28 protein-coding genes are annotated in these 25,766 nt (G+C 63.9%); 4 read left to right on the forward strand and 24 right to left on the reverse strand.

Features of this window, described 5'->3' with window-relative positions:
• Positions 1 to 8: 8 nt before the first annotated feature.
• The 5 genes from PSV26_RS20140 to PSV26_RS20160 all read right to left on the reverse strand — a co-directional run bounded on the left by PSV26_RS20140 (position 9) and on the right by PSV26_RS20160 (position 4,637).
• A complete protein-coding gene (locus PSV26_RS20140) occupies positions 9 to 707 on the reverse strand; it encodes a helix-turn-helix domain-containing protein (protein ID WP_300573632.1) in 699 nt (232 codons plus the stop codon).
• Between the two features lie 313 nt (positions 708 to 1,020).
• Complete coding sequence (locus PSV26_RS20145) at positions 1,021 to 1,425, reverse strand: response regulator (RefSeq protein ID WP_300573470.1); 405 nt, start codon at positions 1,423 to 1,425, stop codon at positions 1,021 to 1,023.
• A gap of 169 nt (positions 1,426 to 1,594) precedes the next feature.
• The gene (locus tag PSV26_RS20150; RefSeq protein WP_300573473.1) at positions 1,595 to 2,434 is read right to left on the reverse strand and encodes a universal stress protein; all 840 of its coding nucleotides are present in this window, start codon (positions 2,432 to 2,434) and stop codon (positions 1,595 to 1,597) included.
• A 92-nt stretch (positions 2,435 to 2,526) separates the two neighbouring features.
• Complete coding sequence (locus PSV26_RS20155) at positions 2,527 to 3,171, reverse strand: response regulator transcription factor (protein ID WP_300573476.1); 645 nt, start codon at positions 3,169 to 3,171, stop codon at positions 2,527 to 2,529.
• The gene (locus PSV26_RS20160; protein ID WP_300573478.1) at positions 3,168 to 4,637 is read right to left on the reverse strand and encodes a PAS domain-containing sensor histidine kinase; all 1,470 of its coding nucleotides are present in this window, start codon (positions 4,635 to 4,637) and stop codon (positions 3,168 to 3,170) included. Before PSV26_RS20160 ends, PSV26_RS20155 begins: the two co-directional genes overlap by 4 nt.
• A gap of 201 nt (positions 4,638 to 4,838) precedes the next feature.
• Between PSV26_RS20160 and PSV26_RS20165 the strand changes: the two genes are divergently transcribed.
• A complete protein-coding gene (locus tag PSV26_RS20165) occupies positions 4,839 to 5,309 on the forward strand; it encodes a universal stress protein (protein WP_300573481.1) in 471 nt (156 codons plus the stop codon).
• Between the two features lie 53 nt (positions 5,310 to 5,362).
• Here the strand turns inward: PSV26_RS20165 and PSV26_RS20170 are convergent, their stop codons facing one another.
• The 10 genes from PSV26_RS20170 to PSV26_RS20215 form a co-directional block, all read right to left on the reverse strand.
• Complete coding sequence (locus tag PSV26_RS20170; RefSeq protein ID WP_300573483.1) at positions 5,363 to 6,001, reverse strand: phosphoribosyltransferase; 639 nt, start codon at positions 5,999 to 6,001, stop codon at positions 5,363 to 5,365.
• Positions 6,002 to 6,044: 43 nt separating this feature from the next.
• Positions 6,045 to 6,326 carry a hypothetical protein gene (locus PSV26_RS20175; protein WP_300573486.1) on the reverse strand — a complete coding sequence of 94 codons (282 nt, stop codon included), beginning with the start codon at positions 6,324 to 6,326 and terminating at the stop codon, positions 6,045 to 6,047.
• A gap of 23 nt (positions 6,327 to 6,349) precedes the next feature.
• A complete protein-coding gene (locus PSV26_RS20180; RefSeq protein ID WP_300573489.1) occupies positions 6,350 to 6,655 on the reverse strand; it encodes a FixH family protein in 306 nt (101 codons plus the stop codon).
• An 11-nt stretch (positions 6,656 to 6,666) separates the two neighbouring features.
• The gene (gene ccoG, locus PSV26_RS20185) at positions 6,667 to 8,085 is read right to left on the reverse strand and encodes a cytochrome c oxidase accessory protein CcoG (RefSeq protein ID WP_300573492.1); all 1,419 of its coding nucleotides are present in this window, start codon (positions 8,083 to 8,085) and stop codon (positions 6,667 to 6,669) included.
• A gap of 20 nt (positions 8,086 to 8,105) precedes the next feature.
• On the reverse strand, positions 8,106 to 9,032 hold the full coding sequence (ccoP, locus tag PSV26_RS20190) for a cytochrome-c oxidase, cbb3-type subunit III (RefSeq protein ID WP_300573494.1): 927 nt from the start codon (positions 9,030 to 9,032) through the stop codon (positions 8,106 to 8,108).
• A 2-nt stretch (positions 9,033 to 9,034) separates the two neighbouring features.
• Positions 9,035 to 9,172 carry a CcoQ/FixQ family Cbb3-type cytochrome c oxidase assembly chaperone gene (locus PSV26_RS20195; RefSeq protein WP_096663174.1) on the reverse strand — a complete coding sequence of 46 codons (138 nt, stop codon included), beginning with the start codon at positions 9,170 to 9,172 and terminating at the stop codon, positions 9,035 to 9,037.
• Positions 9,173 to 9,186: 14 nt separating this feature from the next.
• Positions 9,187 to 9,912: a cytochrome-c oxidase, cbb3-type subunit II gene (gene ccoO, locus PSV26_RS20200; RefSeq protein ID WP_300573497.1), complete on the reverse strand. Its 726-nt coding sequence runs from the start codon at positions 9,910 to 9,912 to the stop codon at positions 9,187 to 9,189.
• A 10-nt stretch (positions 9,913 to 9,922) separates the two neighbouring features.
• Positions 9,923 to 11,356 carry a cytochrome-c oxidase, cbb3-type subunit I gene (gene ccoN / locus PSV26_RS20205; protein ID WP_300513365.1) on the reverse strand — a complete coding sequence of 478 codons (1,434 nt, stop codon included), beginning with the start codon at positions 11,354 to 11,356 and terminating at the stop codon, positions 9,923 to 9,925.
• A gap of 64 nt (positions 11,357 to 11,420) precedes the next feature.
• Entirely contained in the window at positions 11,421 to 11,558 is a 138-nt protein-coding gene (gene ccoS / locus PSV26_RS20210; protein ID WP_300513367.1) for a cbb3-type cytochrome oxidase assembly protein CcoS, read from the reverse strand.
• A gap of 12 nt (positions 11,559 to 11,570) precedes the next feature.
• Positions 11,571 to 13,844: a cation-translocating P-type ATPase gene (locus PSV26_RS20215; protein WP_300573499.1), complete on the reverse strand. Its 2,274-nt coding sequence runs from the start codon at positions 13,842 to 13,844 to the stop codon at positions 11,571 to 11,573.
• A 109-nt stretch (positions 13,845 to 13,953) separates the two neighbouring features.
• On the opposite strand from PSV26_RS20215, the gene PSV26_RS20220 reads away from it, so the two are divergent.
• Positions 13,954 to 14,397, forward strand: coding sequence for a universal stress protein (locus PSV26_RS20220; RefSeq protein WP_300513371.1), 444 nt, complete (start codon positions 13,954 to 13,956; stop codon positions 14,395 to 14,397).
• A 44-nt stretch (positions 14,398 to 14,441) separates the two neighbouring features.
• On the forward strand, positions 14,442 to 14,864 hold the full coding sequence (locus PSV26_RS20225) for a universal stress protein (protein ID WP_300513373.1): 423 nt from the start codon (positions 14,442 to 14,444) through the stop codon (positions 14,862 to 14,864).
• Positions 14,865 to 15,047: 183 nt separating this feature from the next.
• Here PSV26_RS20225 and dcd read toward each other — a convergent pair whose 3' ends face one another.
• The 4 genes from dcd to PSV26_RS20245 all read right to left on the reverse strand — a co-directional run bounded on the left by dcd (position 15,048) and on the right by PSV26_RS20245 (position 18,804).
• Complete coding sequence (gene dcd / locus PSV26_RS20230; protein ID WP_096663150.1) at positions 15,048 to 15,620, reverse strand: dCTP deaminase; 573 nt, start codon at positions 15,618 to 15,620, stop codon at positions 15,048 to 15,050.
• 116 nt (positions 15,621 to 15,736) lie between these two features.
• On the reverse strand, positions 15,737 to 17,059 hold the full coding sequence (gene guaD / locus PSV26_RS20235; RefSeq protein WP_300573503.1) for a guanine deaminase: 1,323 nt from the start codon (positions 17,057 to 17,059) through the stop codon (positions 15,737 to 15,739).
• A 55-nt stretch (positions 17,060 to 17,114) separates the two neighbouring features.
• Positions 17,115 to 18,197: a BMP family ABC transporter substrate-binding protein gene (locus PSV26_RS20240; protein ID WP_300573506.1), complete on the reverse strand. Its 1,083-nt coding sequence runs from the start codon at positions 18,195 to 18,197 to the stop codon at positions 17,115 to 17,117.
• A gap of 220 nt (positions 18,198 to 18,417) precedes the next feature.
• Positions 18,418 to 18,804: a surface-adhesin E family protein gene (locus PSV26_RS20245; RefSeq protein WP_300573509.1), complete on the reverse strand. Its 387-nt coding sequence runs from the start codon at positions 18,802 to 18,804 to the stop codon at positions 18,418 to 18,420.
• Between the two features lie 173 nt (positions 18,805 to 18,977).
• Here PSV26_RS20245 and PSV26_RS20250 point away from each other — a divergent pair, with 173 nt between their 5' ends.
• Positions 18,978 to 19,763, forward strand: a complete 786-nt coding sequence (locus PSV26_RS20250; protein ID WP_300573511.1) for a response regulator — start codon at positions 18,978 to 18,980, stop codon at positions 19,761 to 19,763.
• A gap of 63 nt (positions 19,764 to 19,826) precedes the next feature.
• Here PSV26_RS20250 and PSV26_RS20255 read toward each other — a convergent pair whose 3' ends face one another.
• The 5 genes from PSV26_RS20255 to PSV26_RS20275 form a co-directional block, all read right to left on the reverse strand.
• Positions 19,827 to 20,867: an adenosine deaminase gene (locus PSV26_RS20255; RefSeq protein ID WP_300573514.1), complete on the reverse strand. Its 1,041-nt coding sequence runs from the start codon at positions 20,865 to 20,867 to the stop codon at positions 19,827 to 19,829.
• A gap of 90 nt (positions 20,868 to 20,957) precedes the next feature.
• A complete protein-coding gene (locus PSV26_RS20260; protein WP_300513387.1) occupies positions 20,958 to 22,109 on the reverse strand; it encodes a BMP family ABC transporter substrate-binding protein in 1,152 nt (383 codons plus the stop codon).
• A gap of 78 nt (positions 22,110 to 22,187) precedes the next feature.
• Positions 22,188 to 23,108 (reverse strand): ABC transporter permease, encoded by a 921-nt coding sequence (locus tag PSV26_RS20265; RefSeq protein WP_300513389.1) that lies wholly within the window; start codon positions 23,106 to 23,108, stop codon positions 22,188 to 22,190.
• A complete protein-coding gene (locus PSV26_RS20270) occupies positions 23,108 to 24,193 on the reverse strand; it encodes an ABC transporter permease (RefSeq protein ID WP_300513391.1) in 1,086 nt (361 codons plus the stop codon). The genes PSV26_RS20265 and PSV26_RS20270 overlap by 1 nt, the downstream gene beginning before the upstream one ends.
• The gene (locus PSV26_RS20275; RefSeq protein WP_300573517.1) at positions 24,180 to 25,757 is read right to left on the reverse strand and encodes an ABC transporter ATP-binding protein; all 1,578 of its coding nucleotides are present in this window, start codon (positions 25,755 to 25,757) and stop codon (positions 24,180 to 24,182) included. The genes PSV26_RS20270 and PSV26_RS20275 overlap by 14 nt, the downstream gene beginning before the upstream one ends.
• Positions 25,758 to 25,766 lie beyond the last annotated feature (9 nt).

Consider the following 25,766-nt stretch of genomic DNA (forward strand, 5'->3'; position numbering starts at 1 on the left):
ACCCGCGTTCAGTGAACGCGGGTCTCGAAAGCCCGGGTCAGGCCGTCCAGGTCGGTGATGCGGATGTGGCGCTTGTCCACCTCCAGCAGGCGCTGCTGCTGGAAAGCCGAGAAGGTCCGGCTCACGGTTTCAAGGGTCATGCCGAGGTAGCTGCCGATCTCGGCGCGCGACATGCGCAGGTGGAACTCGGTCGCGGAATACCCGCGCGCCTTCATGCGCTGCGACAGGTTCAACAAAAATGCCGCCAGCCTCTCCTCGGCATTCATGCTGCCCAGCAACACCATGAGGCTGTGCTCGCGCACGATCTCGCGGCTCATCAGCCGGGTGACCACATGCTGCATGCCGGGGTTGCCGGCCGCCACTTCGGCGAAATGGGCAAAGGGTATGGCGCACACCTCGGTGTCTTCCAGCGCGGTGGTGCTGCTGGCGTGGGCGCCGTTGGCGACGCCGTCCAGGCCCATCAGTTCACCGGCCATGTAAAAACCCCCCACCTGCTCACGGCCGTCCGCCAGCGTCAGGCTGGACTTGAAGGTGCCGCTGCGTACGGCATAGATGAACTGGAAACGGTCCCCTTCACGGTACAGGGTCTGGGCAGCCTTCACCTTGCGCCGGCTGAACATCAGGCTGTCCAGCCGCTCCACGTCGCTGCCCGTCATGCCGCAAGGCAGACACAGGTCGCGCAGGTGGCAGGTGGAGCAATGCGTCATGAGAGGCACTACGGCCAGAGGGACCGCCTGGCGGGGCACGATGCCTACAGGCGTGTCCCTGGCTACCGCCGTGGATATGGACATGATGTTCTCCTTGGGGACTGGGGGTATCAAAGGCGTGCAGCGTGAGGACGACTGGGCGATGGGGAACGTGCGGAGCAGCAAGGCGCAAACCAACTCATGAGAACAGGTTGCGCCCTTGGAGCATTAACCGTCTGTGCGCTGGCACACTCAACCTTCGCGACGACTTTCACAGAGTCGGACGCAGGTCGCCTGATGGTGGCAGCAGGGAGAGAGAGCATGGTGTTCTCCTTCAGTTATCCGGAATCAGCGCAGCCCCATGTCGCGACGCTTTTATGACGACGTCCACGAGCTGGTCAAATTCGATGCTTTTGTCGAGAAATACTTCGGCACCTTCGGCCGCATAACGTTTGCGGTACGCAGGGCCGGAATTGCTGCTGAACACCACAAAAGCGATGTCCGGTGCGGCCTGGCGGACAGCGCGCAGAACCTGCAGGCCTGAGCCCCCTTCAAGCTGGACATCCAGCACCACCACATCGGGCGCAGCGGACAGAATGCCCTCAATGGCACTTTGCGGCGTCGCGGCCCAACCAACGACATTCATCGCGCTGGCTTCGAACATGGCCGCGACACGATCCCGGATCAGAACCGAATCGTCGGCGATAAAAACTTTGACAGGCGCGTGGCGGGAAGGCATGGCTCTACTGTGACTGCCGGTGCTCCCTGCGGCTATAGGCAGTGGCTGAATACACACCTCGGCGAAGTCCGGATTCCCGACGCCTGCGCGCCTACCCGGTCTAGGAATAATCCGAGCGCAGGGTGTCGGGACACGCCTCTACCGGCCGGTCCTGGCGTGACCGCACCCGTCAATGCGCCATGAGCACCGGAAGGGTCATGGACCGCAGCACCGTACGCGACGTACCGCCCAGAACCCACTCCCGCGCGCGGCTGTGGCCATAGCAGCCCATCACCAGCAGGTCGGCCTCCAGGTCGAAGGCGCGCGACAGCAGCAACTCACCGAGCAGCTCGGGCTCCCCGGTCTCGCGGTGCCAGGTCGCATCCACCCCGTGCAGTTTGAGATAACTGTCCAGATCCAGCCGCTGACCGCTCACCGCCTCGTCCGCGTCTGACCAGGAAAGGACATGCACACGCCTGGCCCGTTGCAGCAGGGGCAGCGCAGCACTGACCGCCCGGGCCGCCTCGCGCGTCGGCTTCCAGGCAAGCACCATGGTGTCGCCGATGGACGCTGGCACACCGATGTAGGGCAGGATCAGGGCCGGTTTGCCGCTGGCGACCATCACGGACTCGGCAAAATCGGCCGGCACGCCAGTCGCCGGTGTACTGGCCGGATCGTGCTGGCCGAGAACCAGCAGGTCGGCATACAGGGCCTGCTGGGCAAAGACGCCCATGATGGGGTCGTCTCCCACCTCGGCCCAGGCGGCCTGCATACCGGGCTTGGCCTGCACGCGGTCGAACGCTGCGCGGGCGCGCGTTCGCAACTCGTCATCGATCTCGCGCAAGGCCGCGGCCACGCCCGGGCCGACCTCGGGCGCGAAAGGCAGCGCCACGAAACTGGGTGTCACGGCGTAAAGGCCGGTCACGGCAGCACCATGGGCCTGACCGATACGGCACGCTGCATCGAGACGTTGCGCGGCCTGCGGCAAAGCGTCCAGATGAACGAGCAGCTGCGTGAGGGTGGTTTTCATGGGCCGGCTCCTGGGTCATTGCGATCCCGCCACCTTAGGGGGCAGGCCCGGGAAGCGGCTTGACGAAGGTCAAGCGCGGGGCACGAGCCAGCTCAGGGTTCCAACGGCTCCGACACCCCGTGTTTGATGGCGTAGCGGATCAGCTCGCTCTGGTTTTGCAGACCCATCTTCTGCATCAGATTGGCCTTGTGGGTGCTGATGGTCTTGACTGAAAGTTTCAGGCGCGTGGCGATGTCCGTCACGGAAACGCCAGCAGCAATCAGGCGAAACACCTCGAATTCGCGGTTCGACAGCGACTCGTGCGGCGCCGAGGTTCCGCCCGGCATCGCGCTCAGGGCGAGCTGCTCGGCCACTTCCGCGCTGATGAAGGCGCCGCCGGCGGCGATCTTGCGGATGGCCTGCTCCAGCTGCCCCGGGGCGCTTTCCTTCGTCAGGTAACCGCTGGCGCCGGACTTGATGGCGCGCACCGCGTACTGAAGCTCCTGGTGCATGCTGAGCACAAGAATCCGTACCTTCGGTTTTTCACTGCGTACCAGCTTGATCAGCTCCATGCCGCTACGGCCTGGCATGGACAGATCCAGCACCAGCACATCAAAATCGAATTCGCGCACGCGCTGCATGACTTCGGTGCCGTTGGCTGCCTCAGCCACCACCTGCAGGTCATCCGCTGAAGAGACGATGCGTTTGAGACCTTCGCGGACAATGGCGTGGTCGTCGGCAATCACAATCCTGATCACGGGGTGGCCTCCGCTTCGGGCAACGGAATGGTCACGCCAATACGCGTGCCTTGCCCCGGCGCGCTGTCAATGATGACGCGCCCGTTGAGCAGTTGGGCCCGCTCGTGCAAACCCATCAGCCCCAGCGACTGTGGCTTGCGCGGCATCCCGGTCACAAAGCCTCCGCCGTTGTCGCTCACCGACAGCGTGATCTCGCCCGGCAGGCTGCCGATGGCAACGGCGACTTCGGTCGCTGCGGCGTGTTTGGCGACGTTGGCCAGCGCCTCCTGGACAATGCGGAAAACAGCAGTGGCATAAGGCTCCTGCAACTCCAGCTCTTCGCCGGCCGAGAGGCTGCAAGCCACGCCTGTACGCTGGCTGAAGCTGTGAACCAGCCACTCGATGGCTGCCAGCAGGCCCAGGTCGTCCAGCAACAGCGGCCGCAAGTCCGCCGCGATGCGGCGCGTGGAAGCCACCATGCCGTCCACCATCCCCAGCATGTCCGTCAGTTTGGCCCGGGCAACGTCAGGCTCCGTGAGGGTGTTGTCGCGTACCCAGAGAGTGTCCATCTTCAGCGCCGTCAGCGACTGCGCCAGCTCGTCGTGCAACTCACGGGCCACCCGGGTTTTTTCTTCCTCACGCGCGGCATTCACGGCAGCTGCAAAGGCACTGCGTTCCTGCTGGGCCCGCACCCGCTCGGTCACGTCGCGCAGGATCACCGTGTAGAGTTTTCCGTCGGCCGTCTCGAGCTGGGAGATGGAGGCGTCCATCGGGAACTCCTCCCCGTTGGCGCGCACCCCGTAAATCACGGAGCCATCACCCATGCGCCGTGAGGTGACACCGGTTGCCGAAAACCGGCGGACGTGCTCATCGTGACCGGCGCGAAAACGTTCGGGCATGAGCTCGCCCAGAGCCTGACCCAGGGCCTGCCCGCTCGGCCAGCCGAAGATTTTTTCCGCCGCGCGGTTGTACATCACGATCTGCTGTTTGTCGTTCACTGTGATGATTCCGTCCATCGCGGAGTCCAGCAGGGCCGCCAGGCGCGAATGCTCCTCTTCCGCCAGCAGCCGGCCGGTGATGTCGCGCAGGATCACCGTGAACAGCCTCCCGTTCGGTGTATCCAGATGCGAAATCGACGCATCCAGCGGAAACTCCTCCCCGTTGGCGCGCAGGCCGTAAACCACATTGCGCGTACCCATGCGCCGCGATGTCGCCCCCGTGGTTCCGAAGCGTTCGACATGCTCGCCATGCCCTTGCCGGAAACGGCCGGGAATCAACCTCTGCAGGGACTGATGCATGACCTCCTGCTGAGGCCATCCGAAGATTGTTTCGGCTGCGCGGTTGTACAAAACAATGTTCTGGTTCTCATCCACGGTGATGATGGCATCCATGGCCGAGTCCAGCACCCCCGCAAGCAGAGCCGCTGCGCTGCCGGGGTTGTCAGCCAGTGAGGCTGTGTCCAGGAGACCGATAGGAGAAGAATCCATGCCTCAGTGTAGCAATGACCAAAAGTACTCATTTTTGACCCATAACCGGGTGGCGACAACCTGGGACCAGGCTGCCCCTCTCCCCTCTCCCCTCTCCCCTGTCCAGTTCCCCGATCAAATGCCGTTGATCCACATCAATGGCTTTCCTCCGCCACCCCTTCACACTGAATCCAGCCAAGGCAGCCTTTGAAGGAATAGATCATGTACCAGCGCATACTTGTCCCCGTCGATGGCAGCGAAACCTCCAACAAGGCCCTGACAGCGGCCCTGCAACTCGCCAGGGATGCTGGTGGCCGGGTCCGTCTTGTTCATGTGCTGGAGGAGTTGAGCTACCTGAGCGGTTATGAACAGTTTGGCGGCTATTCGGGAGACATGACCCGGATCATGCGCGACTCCGGGATGCAGATCCTCAATGACGCCAAGGCCATTGCAGCCGCCGCCGGCGTGGAGGCGGACACGGTACTTTTCGACACTCTGGGAGAACGTCTCGCCGAGACGGTGGCCGAGGCAGCCAGGCAATGGAAAGCAGAGCTGGTGGTTGTCGGTACCCATGGCCGACGCGGCGTCGGGCGCATGTTGCTGGGCAGCGGTGCCGAGCAGGTCATCCGGCTTGCCCCGGTGCCGGTGCTGGTGATCCGATCGGAGTCGGAAAGCCAGCCAGCCGCTCACTGAAGCGGGGCAAGGATACCCGGGCTGACCTGGCAGGCTGACTTGGGAGCGCGTCCTCAGGACGCGGCCAGTAGCGTGCGCACCTTCTCGTCGCCTACCGGTGCGAAGTCGCGGTAACAGCTTCCAACACCGCGGAAATCCGGCGGACTCACGGCGCAGACAAACTCATCCGCCGCGGTTCCGATCCATTCCTGCGCACCGGGGGGCGCGACCGGCACAGCCACCACAATCCACGCTGGCTTGGCCTCCCGCAAAGCCATCAGTGCGGCGCACATCGAGGCTCCGGTGGCTACACCATCGTCCACCACAATGACCGTGCAACCTTCAATGCGTACGGCTTTCCTTGTCCCGCGATACAGCGCATCGATGCGCGCCAGCTCGCGGCTCTGGGTCTCGACGATCTCTTCGAGCTGCTGCGGGCTCAGCCCGCTGGCAACCAGCACCTTGGGATCGATGTACCTTGCGCCGCCGCTGGCAATGGCACCCAGGGCCAGATCGGGACGGCCCGGAAGCCCCAGCTTTCGCACAACCAGCAAGTCGAGTTCGGCAATCAGCGCCCGGGCTACTTCCCACGCAACTGGCACGCCGCCACGTGCCAGTGCCAGTACAACGACATCGTCGCGTCCCGCATACGCCTGCAGGTGGGAGGCCAATACACGACCGGCGTCAACGCGGTCCTCGAACAGGGTGGTCATGACCGTGCGGTGCTGAAATGCGCCAGTGCACCCCGTATCCGCGTTACCGCGGGCGGCAACTGTCCGGACGATCGCCTGTGGGGACAGGGCAGCGGTTGACCTCGGCTGACGACATTCCCAGCAGCGTGGCCAATGCACACGACACCATGCACACCATCCAGAATACAAAAAAAGCCGCGGTGTACACGCCCTGCCGAGAAAGACCAAGCGGCTGGCCGGACCAGTGCAGATCGCCTGGATCCACCACCGCGAAAACGAGCAGCTCAAGCGCGCAAGCACCCAGGAACGCGGGCCACGCGATCCACATCAGTTTCTGGTTCCACATGGCTGTCTCCGTCTGTTGGTGGTTCAGCGCTGTCCGGCCGGCGCCGGCGTGGCACCAGGCGGCGTGGCTGCATGGTTACGGCCCTGCACCGCTGGCATGAGGGATTTATCCTTCTCTGCGGCGAGCGTCTTGTTGATTTCGATGCCTTGCCGGTAATAGTCTTCGGCCACCAGAGTTTCCGGGTTGGCCAGGGCAAGCCAGAGCGTTGCAAAACCGGCCACCACCACGATGGCGGGACCGGCAATCACCATCCAGACATAGCCGAATTTCCACCAGGGTGCGGGCGCCATCTGGGGTGCCTGGGCCATACTCATGTTGTTTTCCTTCATGCTGCTCTCCATCATCGCGGGACAAGGAAAATCGACTTTTCGCTCACACGGCTCTCGCCTGCAAGGTCACCGACATTGAATTCGATCGGGTGGGATCCGGGATTGGCCGAGCCGTAGCCGATCTGCAGCCGTACCGGCACCCAGCGCGATTCGGCAGGTCCGATATCGACTTCGGACTCCGACGCCAGGACCAGACCTTCCAGACCGGACGCCGTGATGCGGTAACGCTGCGGCTGCTCGGTGGCGTTCATGATCTGCAGCCGATACACATTTTCCAGCTTGCCGCCGGCCACGATGCGCGACAACGCTGCGCGGTCCCTCACCACGTCCACCTTCAGCGGCGTGCGTTCAAGCAGGCTCCACATGAGACCGACGCAGAGCGCCACAAGAATCACGCTGTAGACCAGCACACGCGGGCGCCGCACCCTGCTCCACAGCTGGGCCTTGCTCCACTGACCAGCCATGGCGTTCTGGGTGCTGAAGCGGATCAGGCCCCGCGGGTAACTCATCTTGTCCATCACGGTGTCACACACGTCAACACAGGCGGCGCAACCGATGCATTCGTACTGCAGTCCCTCGCGGATGTCGATGCCCGTCGGGCAAACCTGCACGCACAGGGTGCAATCCACACAGGACCCCAACGCGAGCGTCGACAGGTCGGCCTTGCGCGAGCGAGCGCCGCGGGGTTCGCCACGCGCGGTGTCATAGCTCACGATCAAGGTGTCGCGGTCAAACATGGCGCTCTGGAAGCGGGCATAAGGACACATGTATTTGCACACCTGCTCGCGAAGAAAACCGGCGTTTCCGTAGGTGGCGATGGCGTAGAAGTTCACCCAGAACCACTCCCAGGGGCCGAACGACAGCGTGAAGGCCTGGGCCCATAAAGTCTGGATCGGGGTGAAGTAGCCCACAAAGGTGAAGCCGGTCCACAGCGACAGGGCGATCCATAAAAAGTGTTTGCTCCCCTTTTTCAGCAGCTTGCGCGCCGAAGCCGGCTCCGCGTCCAGTCGCATGCGCGCGCTACGATCACCCTCAACCTTGCGCTCGATCCAGAGGAATATCTCGGTATAGACGGTCTGCGGGCAGGTGAACCCACACCACAGCCGGCCCGCCACCGCCGTAAAAAGGAACAATGACAGCGCACTGATGACCAACAGACCTGTCAGATAGATGAAGTCCTGCGGATACAAAACGACGCCGAACAGGTAGAAGCGGCGTGCCCCCAGGTCGAACAACACGGCCTGCCGCTGACCCCATTCCAGCCAGGGCAGGCCGTAGAACACCAGCTGGGTCAGGAACACGAAAAACCAGCGCCAGCGGGCGAACAACCCGGTCACCGAACGCGGATACAGCTTCTTCTGCGCCTCGTACAGCGACACCTCTTCCTCGGGAACGATGGGGATGACCTTGCGGACCGGGGTTTCCTGCACGGCGTGAACTCTTTCGCTTATCAGGGGCGCGCGGTTGCGAGCGTCGCTGGTTTGTTGGACAGGCCCCAGACGTAAGCCGACAACACATGGATCTGCGCTTCGGTCAGCTTGCCTGCCTGGGCCGGCATGACGTTGACCTTGCCGTTATTGACCATGCTGACGATGGCCTGTTCGCCCCAGCCGTGCAACCAGATGTCGTCCGTAAGGTTGGGGGCACCCAGGGCCTGGTTGCCTTTGCCGTCCATCCCGTGACAGGCGGCACAAGCCGTGAACTTGGCCTTGCCGAGCTGGGAGCGCAGCGAGTCGTGCGGACTGCCGGACAGGCTGAGCACATAGTGAGCCACATTCTTCACGTCATCGGGGGTCCCCACGGCCGCCGCCATGGGCGGCATGTTGCCCTGCCGGCCCAGAGTGAGGGTCTCGACAAGCTTGGCAGGCGCACCGCCGTGCAGCCAGTCACCATCAGTCAGATTGGGGAAACCCTTGCTGCCGCGCGCGTCCGAGCCGTGGCACTGGGCGCAGTTGTTCATGAACAGGCGCTCGCCGACAGCCATGGCCGCAGGGTCGCCGGCCAGTACCTCGGCCGGTTTCGCGGTGAACTGCGCATACAGCGGCTCCAGCTCCTTGTTGGCTTTTTCCACCTCATCGGTATATTCGCCGTGGGTAGTCCAGCCCAGCGCGCCCTTGTAGCTGCCCAGGCCGGGATAAGCCGCCAGATAGCCAAGACCAAAAATGATGGTCAGCACAAACAGCCACATCCACCATCGCGGCATGGGATTGTTCATTTCCCGCAGGTCCTCGTCCCAGACATGGCCCGTGGTGTTATCGGCGCTGGGGGTGACCTTCTTGCGGGCCGTGATCCAAAGCAGCAGCAGGCAGGCAAGGATACCGACGAGGGTGAAGACGGTCACATAGACCGACCAGAAATTACCGGTGAAATCGCTCATGATCAATCCTGCTCGAAGGGGATGCGTGCAGCTTCATCGAAGCGGTCACGGTTGTGGCGGGCGTAGGCCCACCATGCAATGCCCAGAAAGGTGGCGAAGCTGGCCAGCGTGGCCAGAATACGCAGGGTGGTGATGTCCATTGGCTGGCTCCTGGTCAGTTGGCAGCAGGTGCTGCAGGCGCCGTTGACGGAGCCGATACGCCGGGTGCCCCTGTGGCGGCGCTGCCCCCAACGGTCTTGCCGGCGAAATTGTTGGTCAGGGCCAGGCCCATGTTCTGCAGATAGGCGACCAGAGCGTCCATTTCGGTTTTGCCCTTGACGTCCTCGGCGGATTTGGCGATCTCGGCATCGGTGTAGGGCACACCCACCATGCGCAGTGCCCGCATGCGCGGCGCCATGTCGGCGGCATCAACCAAGTTCTTCTCCAGCCAGGGATAGGCGGGCATGTTGGATTCGGGAACCAGATCGCGCGGATTGTTCAGGTGGATGCGGTGCCATTCGTCGCTGTACTTGCCGCCCACGCGATGCAAGTCAGGCCCGGTACGCTTGCTGCCCCACTGGAAGGGATGGTCGTAGACGAATTCGCCAGCCACCGAGTAGTGGCCATAGCGCAGCGTCTCGGCGCGGAACGGCCGGATCATCTGCGAGTGGCAGTTGTAGCAGCCTTCACGGATATAGATGTCGCGCCCGGCCAGTTGCAGCGTGGTGTAGGGCTTGATACCCGTGACAGGCTCGGTGGTGGACTTCTGGAAGAACAGCGGCACGATCTCGACCAGGCCGCCGACGGCGACAACCAGCAGGATCAGCACGATCATCAGGAAGTTGTTGGTTTCGACCTTCTCGTGCGAGAAGCCGGGGGATATGTTTTTGTTGTCGCTCATGTGTGTTTCCTCAGGCGGCTTGCGGCGCCGGCACGGCCACGGTGACGGAACGGCCATTGGCCACGGTCATCCAGGTATTCCAGGCCATCACCAGCATGCCGAACAGGTACAGCAGGCCGCCGAACACCCGAACAACGTAGAAGGGATAGGTCGCCTTGACAGATTCGACGAAGGTGTAGGTCAGCGTGCCGTCGGCATTGAGGGCGCGCCACATCAGGCCCTGCATCACCCCGGCGATCCACATCGCGGCGATATAGAACACGATGCCAATGGTGGCGGTCCAGAAATGCACCTCGATCGCCTTGACCGAATACATCTTCTTCTGGCCGAACATGCGCGGGATCAGGTAATACAAGGAGCCCATCGTGATCAATCCGACCCAGCCAAGAGCGCCGGAGTGCACGTGGCCGATTGTCCAGTCGGTGTAATGGCTCAGGGCATTGACGGTCTTGATGGACATCATGGGCCCTTCGAAGGTGCTCATGCCGTAGAAGGACAGCGACACGATCATGAAGCGCAGGATCGGGTCGTCGCGCAGCTTGTGCCAGGCCCCCGACAGGGTCATGATGCCGTTGATCATGCCGCCCCAACTGGGCGCCAGCAGGATCAGCGAGAACACCATGCCGACCGACTGGGTCCAGTCCGGCAAGGCCGTGTAGTGCAGGTGGTGCGGACCGGCCCACATGTAAGTGAAGATCAGCGCCCAGAAGTGGACGATGGACAGCCGGTAGCTGTACACAGGGCGCTCGGCCTGCTTTGGAATGAAGTAGTACATCATGCCCAGGAAGCCGGTGGTCAGGAAGAAGCCCACCGCGTTGTGACCGTACCACCACTGGATCATCGCATCCTGCACCCCGGCGTAGGCGGAATAGGATTTCATCCAGCTATAAGGCACCTCGGCACTGTTGACCACATGCAGCAAGGCGATGGCCAGAATGAATGCACCAAAAAACCAGTTGGCCACGTAGATATGGCGCACCTTGCGGATGCCGATGGTGCCGAAGAAGACGATGGCGTAGGACACCCACACCAGCGTGATCAGGATGTCGATGGGCCACTCCAGTTCAGCGTACTCCTTGCCTGAGGTGTAACCCAACGGCAGGCTGATCGCTGCCGCCACGATGACAAGCTGCCAGCCCCAGAAAGTGAACGCGGCCAGTTTGGGCGCAAAAAGCGGCACGCTACAGGTACGCTGCACCACGTAATAGCTGGTGGCGAACAATCCGCAACCCCCGAACGCAAAAATCACCGCATTGGTATGCAGCGGCCTGAGGCGGCCATAACTGAGCCAGGGGATACCGAAGTTGAGTTCGGGCCAGGCAAGCTGGGAGGCGATGATCACGCCGACCAGCATGCCGACGACACCCCAGACCACGGCCATCAGGGAAAACTGCCGAACTACCGTGTCGTGGTAGTGCGCAGCGCGAGCTTGTGGTTCGTTCATGAGTCACCTATTGTCGAGATGTGAGTAGTGTCTCTTCCGGCATCACGGATTCGCTTGATGCAAGTCAATCCGATCGAAGAATGCGCTCACCTTCGGCTTCCACGGAATCAAACTGGCCGCGCCAGACGGCCCAGGCCAGCGCCACAATAATCAGTAGCGCCAGGCCGACCGACAGGGGAATCAAAATAAAAAGAATGTCCATGGCATCGTCCTGTTATTGCGGCATGTGGGCCAGCCGGGCTGAATTGAGTACAACCAGCAGCGAACTGGCGGCCATGCCCAGTCCGGCCAGCCAGGGCGGCATGAAGCCGAGAATCGCCAGAGGCACACACACGGCGTTGTAAAGGGCTGCCCACGCCAGGTTCTGGCGCACGACGGCACGGGCACGGCGCGCATGCTTCAGCAGCGCAGACACTGCAGCCAGCTGACCGCCCAGCACAATGAAGTCGGATTTGGCCTGCGCCAGCGGCACGGCCTGGCCCATCGCGACCGATACATCGGCACAGGCCAGCACCGGCCCGTCGTTCATGCCGTCGCCGACCATGGCAACGCGCTGGCCCTGCTGCTGCAACTCGCGCACGTGCGCCAGCTTGCCTTCCGGCGTGCGCTGTCCGTACGCCCTGTCGATGCCGGCGCGCTCAGCCAGCCGCGTGACGGCGGCCATCCGGTCGCCGGAAAGCAGTTGCACCTGCAGGCCCAGAGCATGCAGCGCGTCCACCGCCGGTCCGGCATCTGGCCGAAAGGCCTCATCCATCTCAAAACTGGCGAGCCAGCCCTGCTCATCCGACAGGTGCACCTGCGGGCCGCCCGCGGCCTGAACATCGGCCGGCGCTCCGCAAAACGCGGCCGCTCCGAGACGCATGGCGCGAAATTTTCCATCGGTACCGGCGGCGACATGGCCCTGCAAACCCTGGCCGGGAACTTCGGTGACATCCACAGCAGACCCCGGCGCAAAGCCGGCCGCGTGAACAATGGCACGCGACAGAGGATGCAGGGAATGCTGCGCCAGCGCAGCCGCCAGCAACAGGGCCTGCGGCGCAGTGGTCCCCTCGCGCGTGCGGCTGACGCTCGCCGCCATGCGGTCTTCGGTCAGCGTGCCGGTTTTGTCGAACACCACGGTATCCACCATGGCACAGCTCTCCAGCGCCTCCAACCGGCGCACCAGAACACCCCGCCGCGCGAGGGCGCCAGCGGCGGCCAGTGTCGCGGCCGGCGTGGCCAGCGAGAGCGCGCAGGGACAGGTCACAATCAGCACCGCCACGGCCACGCTGATCGCATGCACCGGGTCGCTGGTCCACCACCAGAGCGCCGCGGCGACACTCGCCAGCAGGACCAGCAGGACAAAGGGCCCTGCGATACGGTCGGCGATTCGCGCCAGACGCGGCTTCTGTACCGAGGCCTGCTCCATCAGCGCCACCATGGCGGCGTAACGGGTTTCACTGCCCGCGCGCTCCACCCGCACCAACAGCATGCCGCTCAGGTTGTGGCTGCCTGCAATGACCGCGCTACCGGCACGGCGGTGCAGCGGGGTGGACTCGCCGGTGAGCAGCGCTTCATCGACCCGGCTTTCGCCGGCCGTCACCGTACCGTCTGCCGGAATCACGTCACCGGGCAGCAGGCGGATCAGGTCCCCGCGTACAAGACGGCGCACGGCCACCCGCTCGAAGGCGCCGTCCGCCCCCTGCCGCTCCACGCCATCGGGCAGGCTGCGCATCAACGCCTCGAGCGAACCGGCGGTGCGATCACGCAGGCGCTGCTCCAGCAGGCGCCCGGAGAGCAGGAAGAACACAAACATGGTGACAGAGTCGTACCAGACCTCGGCGCCCCAGCGCGAAGCCGGGTCAAAGGTGGCCGCAGAGCTGGCACCGAACGCAATGAGGATGCCCAGCGCCACCGGCACGTCCATGCCGACACGCCGGTTGCGCAGATCGCGCAAGGCCGAAGAGAAAAATGGCCAGCACGAAAAAAGCACGACCGGCAGGGTCAACACCCAGGAGGCCCAGCGCAGCAGCCCCTGGGCCTCGGCCGAGATGTCGCCCGGCCCGGCGATGTAGGCCGGGAAGGCGTACATCATGACCTGCATCATGCAAAAGCCCGCCACCAGCCAGCGCCAGAGCATCATTCGCTGGGCCTGGATGCGCGGCGCGGCAGCCAGCATGTCGCCGGCGGGCAGCGCACCGTAACCGGCTCGCTGCAGCGCGGCCAGCCAGGCAGAAGGCCGGCCCTGCCCTGGCGACCAGACCACGCGGGCCACGGCGCTGGCGCCATTGACCTGTACGTTGTCCACGCCGGGAAGCTTTTGCAGCACCTCCTCCACCGTGAGCGAGCAGGCTGCGCAATGCATGCCCTCGATCGCGAGGTAGGACTCCCACAGGTCCGCGCGCCCAGACAGCGGCCGACTGAAGCCCTCCCATTCGGCGCGCTCGTCCAGAGCGGACCAGCGCAAAGCCTGTTGCGCGGCGCCGGTATCGAGGGTGGCAGTGAGCATGGAGCAAGCCTACCGCCAGCCGGTAGCACCCGATTGACATGGATCAAGCGCGCCGGACAATCGCCAGCCTAAGCTGCAAGCCTCGCATCAACTCCCAGGAGAAACCACCATGTACAAACGCATCCTCGTCGCCACCGATGGTTCCGCCCTCTCGAAAAAAGCCGTGCGCAGCGCCATTGACCTGGCCAGCGCCGTTGGCGCGGACCTGGTCGCGCTGTATGTGGTGCCGCGTTATCCGGTCAGCTATTTTGAAGGCGGGATCACGATTTCGTCGCAGGACGTGGCGCGCACCGAGAAACAATGGGCCGACAAGGGCCAGGCTGTGGTGGATGCCGTTCAGTTGCAGGCGCAGGGCGAAGGCCTCAAGGCCAAGGCCGTCATTGCGCGCTCCGACCTGGTGGCCGAGTCCATCATCTCGGCCGTGAAAAAACACAAATGCGACCTTGTCGTCATGGCCTCGCATGGCCGCAAGGGGATCAAGCGCGTCCTGCTGGGCAGCGAAACCCAGCATGTGCTGACACACAGCAGCGTGCCGGTTCTGGTGTTGCGCTAAACTGATTTCTCAACACCGGTACTTACCCAGCACAAGGAGAAACAATGAAGGTCCTGTTCGCCGCTGATGGCAGCAAATACACCAAGAAGGCCCTGGCCTTTCTCGTCACGCACGAAAGCCTGGCCGGCCCCGAGGATGAAGTGGTGGTGCTCAACGTGCAGCCGCCTGTTCCTCCGCGGGTCAAGGGCATGGTGGGTGCAAGCACCGTCAACGCCTACTATGAGGACGAGGCCAAGAAAGTGCTGGACCCGATCGGGCGTTTCCTCAAGCGGCACAAGCTGCAATACCGCACCATCTGGGTCGCAGGATCACCAGCGACAGAAGTGGCGCGCGCCTCCAAGCGCGAAAAGGCCCACATGATTGTCATGGGGACCCACGGTCACGGCATCCTCGGCCGGGCCGTCATGGGCAGCGTGGCCCAGCGGGTGGTGACAGACTCGGAAATTCCGGTACTGCTGGTTAAATAGACGGCAGCACACCAGGCCTCAACCTCAACCGCCATCCCACAAAAAAAGCTGGCAGCGCCAGCTTTTTTTCATTGAAGCAAGCGTCTCGACACCCCCGTTTGGCAGGCCTTCCACGTCCGCCCTCCGGTCAAACGTGAGAAGTTTTCCCATCACCACCTGCATCCACATCGAACAGGTTTAAAGCTAGGCCTTGGGCAGGGTCACCCCGACCTGGCCCTGGTACTTGCCGCCGCGGTCCTTGTAGCTGACTTCGCAGACGTCGTCGGGATCGCTCTCGAAGAACAACACCTGCGCGCAGCCTTCACCGGCGTAAATCCTCGCGGGCAGCGGCGTGGTGTTGGAGAACTCCAGCGTCACATAACCTTCCCATTCGGGCTCGAACGGCGTGACGTTGACGATAATGCCGCAGCGCGCGTAGGTGCTTTTGCCCAGGCAGATGGTCAGCACGTTGCGCGGGATGCGAAAGTACTCCAGCGTGCGGGCCAGCGCAAAGCTGTTGGGCGGGATGATGCAGCTGTCGCCATGGAAGTCGACAAAACTCTTTTCATCGAAGTTTTTCGGATCAACCACCGTGCTGTGGATGTTGGTGAACACCTTGAACTCGGGCGCACAGCGGATGTCGTAGCCGTAGCTGCTGGTGCCGTAGCTGATGATCTTCCTGCCTTCGCTTTCGCGGATCTGGCCCGGCTCGAAGGGTTCGATCATCCCGGTCGTTTCCGCCATGCGGCGTATCCATTTGTCGCTTTTGATGCTCATTCGGAAGGTTCCTCGCTTTGCCGCCAATTGTAGGCAAGCTGCGGCAGGGTCTGGCTGCCACCGGATCTGCTACTTATTTGATAGCTGCTTGCGCCCGTGAGGAAAGGGTTAGCGGCCTATTTAGCTGAAAATTCTTCATGATCCGGCCAGGTGGTGCTGGCAGCCTGCGAAATCACGGTGCGCTCTATCACGCGGTCGTCGCCCAGCACGATCAGCGCAAACAGCAACTCGTCCAGGCTGCCGGCCTGCGCTGTCTTGCGTGCCAACAGCGGCGTCGCCTGCGGGTTGAGGACCACGAAATCTGCCTCGCAGCCGGGCAACAGGTTGCCCACCACTCCTTCCAGACCCAGCGCCCGCGCTGCGCCTGCGGTGTGCTGCCACCAAAGTTGCTGCGGTTTGAGCGACACGCCCGTCTTGGTCTGCCCTTCCCGACCCACGTAATAGGCGGCCAGCATGGTGTGAAAGGGGCTGAAGCTGGTGCCACCACCGACGTCGCTGGCCAGTCCGTACAGGAAACCCGTCCGGTCGGCGGCGGCGTAGTCAAAAAAACCACTGCCCAGGAACAGGTTGCTGGTCGGGCTGACGGCCGCGGCCGTGCCGGTGCCGCGCATCAGCGCGCGGTCTTCGTCGTCGATGTGGATGCAGTGGGCATACACGGCACGTGGACGCAGCAGGCCGAACTGTTCATACACGCTGAGGTAGCTGCGCGCCTGCGGATAGAGCTCGCGCACCCAGGCGACCTCGTCCCTGTTCTCCGCCACATGCGACTGGATCCACACGTCGGCATAACGCGCGGCCAGCTCGCCGGCGCCGCGCAGCTGCGCTTCGCTGCAACTGGGCACGAAACGCGGCGTGATCGCGTAACCGAGCCGGTCCACGCCATGCCAGCGCGTGATCAGCGCCTCGGTGTCGATCAGGCTTTGTTCGGTGGCATCGCGCACGCCATCGGGCGCGTTCTGGTCCATCAATACCTTGCCGGCAATCAATCGCAGGCTGCGGCGCTGCGCCTCGCCGAGCAGGGCATCCACCGACTCGGGATGCGAGGTGGCAAAGGCCAGCGCCGTGGTGACGCCGTGGCGCAGCAGCTCCGCTATGAAAAAAGTAGCTGCTTCGGCACTGTAGGCGGGGTCGGTGAAGCGTTTTTCATGCGGAAAAGTGTAATTTTCCAGCCACGGCAGCAGGCCTTCGGCGGGCGAGCCGATCACGTCGAGCTGCGGGTAGTGGATATGCATGTCCACAAAACCCGGCGCGATGATGCGGCCGGGCAGGTGGGTGACCTCAAGACCGGGAAAACGCGGCGCCAGCGCACTGTAGCTGCCCACCGCCTGAACGACCTGCCGGCCGCCAGCGTCCGGTCCGACCACCAGCAGGCCGTCGGTTTCCAGCACAGCCTGCGCCGGCTCGGGAAAATAAAGAAGGGAGGCGCGCCAGGCTTTCATTCCTCAAAGCTTAACGCAGCCGCCGGCCCCGGCGATATGCCGACCCGCATAAGGTTTATCTGGCCAGCTTGCCCTGGACGCCCTGCACCAGAAAGTTCATGCCCAGAATCTGCTCGTCCGTCAGCGTCTGGCCGGCCGCCAGCACTTCGCGGCCCTCGTTGTCCAGCAGCGCAGTGCGCGCCCGGAACGGATGCAGCTTGCCGGCGGCAATGTCCTTTTGCCGCGCCAGCACCTCGTCAACCACCTTTTTCGGCACTTTCGGGCCGAAGCTGTCGACGCGGATCATGCCGTCCTTGACCCCGCCCCACAGCGCGCCGCTTTTCCAGCTGCCGTCAAGCACGGCCCGGGCGCGCCGGGTGTAGTAGTCGCCCCACTGATGTGTCACGGCCAGCAGCTGGGCGTCGGGCGCGACCTTGCGCATGTCCGAGTGGTAGGCAATGGCGAGTTTCCCGCGCTCCTGCGCGGCGCTCATCACCGCCGTGGAGCCGGTGTGAAAGGCCATCACTTCCACGCCCTGGTTGAACAGCGTCATCGCCGCCTCGCGTTCGCGCGGCGGATCAAACCACGCACCCAGCCAGACCACCTTGACGCTGGCCCGCGGATTGACTGAACGCATGCCCAGCGTGAAGGCGTTGATGCCCTGGATCACTTCAGGAATCGGAAAACCCGCGACGTAACCGGCGCTGCTGGCCATCCGGCCCGCCGCGATGCCGGCGAGGTAGCGGCCTTCGTAATACCGCGCATTGGCCACCGCCACGTTCGCTGCCGTCTTGTAACCGGTGATGGATTCGAATTTCACATCCGGAAAGTCCTTCGCCACCTTCAGCGTCGGCTCCATGTAGCCGAAACTGGGCGTGAAGATGAGCCGGTGGCCCTGACTGGCCAGGTCGCGGATCACGCGTTCGGCATCGGCACCTTCGGGCACGTTTTCAACATAGGTGGTTTTGACCCGGTCACCCAGCGCCGCCTCGACCGCCTTGCGGGCGTCGTCATGCTGGCGCACCCAGCCGGCATCGGTGATGGGCGCGACATACACAAAGCCGATCTTCAAAGGCTCCCGGGCGGGGGCCGCGGATTGGGAAAAAACGGGTGAAATAAAACAGGCGGCCGCGAGCGCGGCAGCGAGGTTTTTATACATGGTGGTCCTCTACATGGCCCCGGAAAACAAAAACACCAGCGCGCCGGGACAGCACGCGGGTGAAACGCTATTTTAGCCGCTCAGGCGCTCAGGCCCCGCAGAGGACCGAAGCATCCACGGAGGTCTTATTCAAGCAGGGGCCGCGGAACCGGCTTTGCCGGGCCGCAGGCGCAGCGCCCCCTCGGGGGGCAGCGAGGACACGAAGTGCCGAGCGTGGGGGCTAATAAGCCACGCAGGCAATGTCCCACAACGCGTCCTGGAAGGAGCCCTCCTGCACGGCTTCCCATTGACGCGGCAACACGTCCTCGAAAACGGTCTGGCCATGGCCCATGGGCTCGGACAGCAGGGCCACCGAGAGCAGGCGCATGCGCTGGCCCTTGCAGTCGAATTCGCTGTGGTGCAGGCGCGAGAAATAGCCCTTTTCGTCGGTGATCTGCACCAGCTGGTAATCCATCAGCCACCACATCCTCACCATGCGGCCCTTGCCGCGCAGGGTGGTGCGGTCGATGTAGGTGACGACCACCGGATCAATCATGACCGGGGTCCATTGCGCGGCAGCGCCGGCGCTCAGGCACATCAGGGACAGGACGGTGATCAGGCGTTTCATGGGCGCAGCTCTGGCAGTAGGATGAATCCCGCCGCAATGCGGCAGGTTGTCCGGTCACCACATTAGCACACCGTATCAGCCCGACCCGTGACCAACCGAGGATAATCGCCTGAAAAACAAGGCTCTCGCAGAAAGGACCGCGGAGGCCACTTTTCCAAAGGAAGCCAGCAACCATGCACGACAACGACATTTACACGCTCACCCCCCGGGGCCAGGAGGAACTGCGCGGTGGTGCCACCGCCCTGAACCCGGCTGAAATGGAACTGCTGATCAGGGTCGACGGATCGCAGACCCTCAGCCAGCTCAGGGCGGGCATGACGACGGATGCCCCAGGCATGTTCACTGCAGCGTTCATGGCGTTGCGGGACAAGGGACTGGTCACGCTGGCAGAGGTCGACCCCTTTACCGAGCAGTTCACCGCCCGGATGACTGACTTCGCGGTGACCCAGGCCGAATCAGAAGCCGACTCCGGGGCCGCATCCCTCAAGAAAGCCGGCTATTACGTCAGGATCGCGCGACCCCGCGGACCGGCTCGCACGCGACAACCCGGCGAAGCCTTGTCCGCCATCGTGGTGGACGATGAGCCCATGCTCGCCAAATTCATCCAGAGCTACCTGTCTTTCGAAGGTTTCCACGTGCGGCTGGCGAGCAACCGTGCGGAAGTGGTGGCCGAGTTCCGCAAGCAGCCCGCGCCGGACCTGATTCTTCTGGACGTGATGCTGCCCGACGCCGACGGCTTTGACATCCTGCTCAGGCTGCGCCAGCATCCCGCGCTGAAAGACGTGCCGGTCATCATGCTGACCGGCAAGGCCACACGCGAAGCCGTGCTCAAGGGCCTGGCCGGCGGTGCCGATGGCTATGTCACCAAGCCCTTCGAAGCCGATGCCCTGATGCTTGTCGTCCGGACCGTGCTGGGCCTTCCCCCGGAATCCAAGGGGCCGGAACTCTCGCTGCTGTAAGCCGTCCGGAGACGGACCAGGCACCCGGCGGCGGCCCTCTCCCCCTCTCACCCTCTTTTCCCTCTAGCGAAAAGTCTCGAAACAGGCAGTGAGCCGCTCGATGTGGCCGCGTCTGGCCGCAGCGTCGGCAAAGCTGGCATCAAAACTGTTGCGCGCCAGCGTCCAGGCGTGCTGCGCATCCATGCCGGTGGCCGCAAAGGTCTGCGTGAAGTTGTCGTTCATGTAGCCGCCAAAATAGGCCGGGTCGTCGGAGTTGACGGTCGCGGCCAGTCCGGCATCCAGCAACCGGGGCAGGTTGTGCTGTGCCAGGTCCGGAAACACGCACAGCTTGAGGTTGGACAGGGGGCACACCGTCAGCGCGATGCGGTCTTTGGCCAGGCGCTGCATCAGCGCGGGGTCCTTGGCCGACTGCACGCCGTGGTCGATGCGCTCGACCTTGAGCAGGTCGAGGGCGGTCCAGATGTAGGCCGGCGGGCCCTCCTCGCCCGCATGCGCCACCAGGTGCAGGCCGAGTTCGCGGCAGCGTGCGAACACACGCGCAAACTTCTCGGGCGGGTTGCCGACCTCGCCGGAATCCAGCCCCACGCCGACGATCAGATCACGCCAGGGCAGGGCCTGCTCCAGCGTCCCGAAAGCGTCCTCCTCGCTGAGATGGCGCAGAAAACACAGAATCAGCGCGGCACTGATGCCGAGCTCGGCCTGCGCATCGACACAGGCGCGGTGCAGGCCCTTGATGACCGTCTCCATGCTGACACCGCGCGCGGTGTGGGTTTGCGGGTCGAAAAAAATTTCGGTGTGAATCACGTTGTCCTGCGCGGCCCGCTCCAGGTAAGCCCGCGTCATGTCATAGAAATCCTGCTCGGTGATCAGCACGCTGGCGCCGGCGTAATAGATGTCCAGGAAACTCTGCAGGTTGGTGAAGGCATAAGCCTCGCGCAAGGTCTCCACGTTTGCATAAGGCAGCGCCATGCCGTTGCGCTTTGCCAGCGCAAAAATCAGCTCGGGTTCGAGCGAGCCTTCAATATGGATGTGCAGCTCGGCCTTGGGCATGACACGCAGCAGCTCAGGCAATCTGTCGGGGGATACGGGTCGAACGGAATTCATGTCTGCTCCAGAAACGAAAAAAGCTGCCCAAAGGCAGCTGGGACCCTCACCCCTGCCCTCTCCCTGGGGAGAGGGAGAGGGAGCAAGGCATCAGTTGCCCGGGACTTTGCCTTCCACGCCCTTGACGTAGGTCTTCAGGCCACCGAGGAACTTGTCGTCGGCCACCGTGTCCTTGGCCACCAGTTCCTTGCCGGTGTTGTCCATGATCGGGCCTTTCCAGATGGAGAAGCTGCCGTCCTTGAGACCGGCCTTGATCTCGTCGATGCGCTTCTTGGTGTCATCGGGCACATCGGCGGCAATCGACACCATGTCGATGGCGCCTTCCTTGACGCCCCACCAGGCCTGGCCGGTCGCCCACTTGCCTTCAAGCGCTTCCCGGACGGCCTTGACGTAGTAAGGGCCCCAGTTGATCACGGCCGAACCGAGGTGAGCCTTGGGGCCGTAGGCGGTCATGTCCGAATCCCAGCCAAAGGCGCGCTTGTTCATCTTTTCTGCGGTCTGCAGCACGGCCGACGAGTCGGTGTTCTGGAACAGCACATCGGCGCCGCCGTTGATCAGCGCAGTGGCAGCTTCGGTTTCCTTCGGCGGGTTGAACCACTCGTTGACCCAGACCACCTTGGTCTTGACCTTGGGGTTGACCGACTGCGCGCCCAGCGTGAAGCTGTTGATGTTGCGCACGACCTCAGGAATCGGCACCGAGCCGACCACGCCCAGCGTGCCGGTCTTGCTCATCTTGCCGGCGATCACGCCGGCCATGTAGGCACCTTCGTAGGTGCGGCTGTCATAGGTGCGCAGGTTGTCGGCGGTCTTGTAACCGGTAGCGTGTTCGAACTTCACGTCCTTGAAGTCGGCCGCGACCTTGAGCATGGGCTCCATGTAACCGAAGGTGGTGCCGAAGACCAGCTTGTTGCCCTGGCTGGCCATGTCCCGGATGACGCGCTCGGCATCGGCCGACTCGGGGACCTTCTCGACGAAGCTGGTGACCACCTTGTCGCCAAATTCCTTCTCGATCGCCTTGCGGCCGTTGTCGTGCGCAAAGGTCCAGCCACCGTCGCCAACCGGGCCGACGTAGGCAAAGGCGATTTTCAAAGGCTCCACCTTGGCCGGAGCCGGCGTTGCCACAGGCGCAGGGGCCGGTGCAGGTGCGGGCTCTTCCTTTTTGCCGCAACCGATGAGGGCGGCTGAGGCGACTGCGGAAAGGGCAGCCAGCTTGAGCAATGAGCGTTTTTGTAGGTCAGTCATGTCATCTCCTGTAAGGACGGTTGCGGTTGCGGTTAACGGTTGGCGAGGCGGCAAACCCCCGATTATGGGCCGGGAACATCATGAACCGGGGTAGAAAGGCTTTCCGATCGATGTCGGCATGTTCAGCCTGATCCAGCGCGGGTTGCGCGAGATCAGCACCAGCACCACGATGGTCGCCAGGTAGGGCAGCATGGTCAGGAACTGGGGCGGCACATCCACGCCCAGCCCTTGCAGATGAAACTGCAGCATGGTCACGCCACCGAACAGATAAGCACCAAGCAACACCCGTGCCGGGCGCCAGGTGGCAAAGGTGGTCAGGGCCAGCGCAATCCATCCTTTGCCGGCAATCATGCCTTCGACCCACAGCGGCGTGTAGACCACCGAGACATAGGCACCGGCCAGGCCGCACAGCGCGCCACCGGCCACCACCGCTGCCAGGCGGATGCGCCGCACCGGGTAACCGAGCGCGTGCGCCGATTCCGGGCTTTCACCGACCGAACGCAGCACCAGACCGGCGCGGGTGCGGTACAAAAACCAGATCAGCCCGACCGTCAGCACCATGGCCAGGTAGACCATGGGGTGCTGGCGAAACAGCGCCGGCCCGACAAAAGGCAGGTCACCGAGCCAGGGCAAGGCGTACTGGCCCTGCTCGGGGAGTTTTTCCTGCACGTACTTGATGCCGGCAAAGGCCGAAAAGCCTGCACCAAACAGGCTCAGCGCCAGCCCGGTGGCGTACTGGTTGGTGTTCAGCCAGATCACCAGCACACCGAAGACGGCGGCCAACAGGGCGCCGGCGGCCATGCCGGCGGCAAAACCGAGCCAGATGTTGCCGCTGTGCACCACGGCGGCAAAACCGGCAATCGCGGCGCAGAGCATCATGCCCTCGGCGCCCAGGTTGACGATGCCGGCTTTTTCATTGATCAAGAGGCCCAGAGAAGCAATCGCCAGCACGGTGCCGGCGCTCAGGGTGGCTGCCACCAGCAATGCGGTGGAGTCCATCAGCGCGCTCCTTTCATGGATGCGGAGATGCGGCCTGTCCAGCGTACACGGTAAGCAATCAGGGTGTCGCAGGCCAGCAGACTGAACAGCAGCAGGCCCTGGAACACCCCGGTCAGCGACTTGGGCAGCCCCAGGCGCGACTGGGCCAGTTCGCCGCCAATATAGAACATGCTCATCAGGATCGCCGAAAACACCATGCCGGCCGGGTGCAGGCGCCCGACAAAGGCCACGATGATCGCGGCAAAGCCGTAGCCGGCCGGCACATAAGGCGTGAGCTGGCCAATCGGCCCGGCCACCTCCAGCGCACCGGCCAGCCCGGCCGCCCCGCCGGAGGTCAAGAGCGCCACCCACAAGGCCTTGCGCGAGGAAAAGCCGGCGTACCGCGCCGCGGCGGGCGCCAGGCCGCCCACCTGCTGGGCAAAACCGGCGCGGGTGCGAAACAGGAAAAGCCACAAGGCCAGCGCGCCGGCCAGGCCGATCAGCAGGCCGATGCTGACGCGCGAGCCGCTCATCAGGCGCGGAATCTGCGTCACCGCCTCAAAGGTCTTGGTCTGCGGAAAGTTGTAGCCCTGCGGATCCTTCCAGGGGCCGAACACCAGGTAGCTGAGCACCATGTCGGCCACATAAACCAGCATCAGGCTGACCAGGATTTCATTGGCGTTGAAGCGGTCGCGCAGCAGTGCCGTGATGCCGGCCCAGGCCATGCCACCCAGCACACCGGCCGCGATGATGGCCGGAACGATCCACGGACCGGTGGTTTTGTCGGCCAGCAGGGCTACGCCGCCCGCCGCCACCGCGCCGATGACAAACTGGCCCTCGGCGCCGATGTTCCAGACATTGGAGCGGAAACACACGGCCAGACCCAGCGCAATGATCAGCAGCGGGGTCGCCTTGACCATCAGTTCGCTCAGCGCATAAGGCGACTTGACCGGTTCCCAGAAAAAGATCTGCAGGCCGCGCACCGGGTCCTTGCCCAGTGCCGCAAACAGCAACACGCCGATCACCACCGTGATCAGCAGCGCCAGCAGCGGCGAGCCGATGCTCCACCATCGCGAGGGCTGCGGCCGGGCTTCAAGCTTGAGCATGGGCAACCTCCCCGGCATGGTCCGTCCACAGTCCGCTCATCCACTGCCCGACCAGTTCCACCGTCGCACCGGCACGCGGCAGGGCCGGCGAGATCTGGCCCTTGGCCATCACGTAGAGGCGGTCACAGATATCGAACAGCTCCTCGAGTTCCTCACTGACCACCAGCACCGCACAGCCGTTGTCGCGCAGCTTGAGCAGTTCACCGCGGATTTGCGCCGAGGCGCCCACGTCCACACCCCATGTGGGTTGCGAAACAATCAGCAGCGTGGGTTGGGCCTCGATCTCGCGGCCGACCAGGAATTTCTGCAGGTTGCCGCCCGACAGCGACTGCGCCGCCGCCTGCGGGCCGCCGGCCTTGACCTGGTAACGGGCGATGATGCCGGCCGCCTGCGCCTGCAGGGCACCGAGCTTGAGCCAGCCGCCCCGGCCCACCGCATCACTGCGCGTGAGCAGCAGGTTGTGCGCCAGGCTCAGCGTCGGCACGGCACCGCGCCCCAGGCGCTCTTCCGGCAGGAAATGCAGGCCCAGCGCACGGCGCTGCATGGGACCGAGCCGGCCCACGCCCTGCCCCGCGACCTGGATGCTGTCGCCTGCCGCACGCCTGTCTTCACCCGACAACGCATACAGCAGCTCCTTCTGGCCGTTGCCCGAGACGCCGGCAATGCCCACCACCTCGCCGGCGCGCACCGTCAGCGCAATGTGTTGCAGGTCCACGCCGAACTGGTCTTCCCGCGCCAGGCTCAGGTCGCGCACCTGCAGCACCACGGCGCCGGCGGGCTGCTCACGGTGTTCCAGTGCCGGCGGCTCGGCGCCAATCATCAGGCGGCTCAGCGAGGCATTGGACTCCTCGCGCGGATCACAGACGCCGGTGACCTTGCCACCGCGCAGCACCGTGCACGCCGTGCACAGCGCCCGGATCTCGTGCAGCTTGTGGCTGATGTACAAAATGCTGCAGCCGCGTGCGGCCAGCTGGCGCAGGGTGACAAACAGGTTTTCGACCGCCTGCGGCGTCAGCACCGAGGTCGGCTCGTCAAGTATCAGGAGTTTGGGGTTGGTCAGCAGCGAACGCACAATCTCCACGCGCTGGCGCTCGCCCACACCCAGGGTGTGCACCGGGCGCGTGGGTTCGAGCTGCAGGCCGTACTCCTGCGTGGTGGCGATGATGCGGCGCGATACCTCGGCCAGGCTCAGACTTTTACCCAGACCGAGCCAGACGTTTTCCGCCACCGTCAGCGTGTCGAACAGGCTGAAATGCTGGAACACCATGGCGATGCCCAGCGCGCGTGCCTCCTGCGGGTTGCGGATCACCACCGGACGGCCGTCGACCTCGACCTGGCCGGCGTCGGGCTTGACCGCGCCGTAGATGATTTTCATCAGCGTCGATTTGCCGGCGCCGTTTTCGCCGAGCACGGCGTGGATTTCGCCCGGCAACACCGTCAGCGAGACATCGCTGTTGGCGACCACCGCCGGGTAGGCCTTGGTGATGCCGGTCAGCCGCAGGCGCGGCGCGCCAGCGGAGGGCGGGCCGGCAGTCGGGTCGGAAGGAACAGTGGAAGCGGACATTGTCTCGTG

The sequence above is a fragment of the Polaromonas sp. genome (assembly GCF_029945685.1).
Taxonomy (GTDB): Bacteria; Pseudomonadota; Gammaproteobacteria; order Burkholderiales; family Burkholderiaceae_C; genus Polaromonas.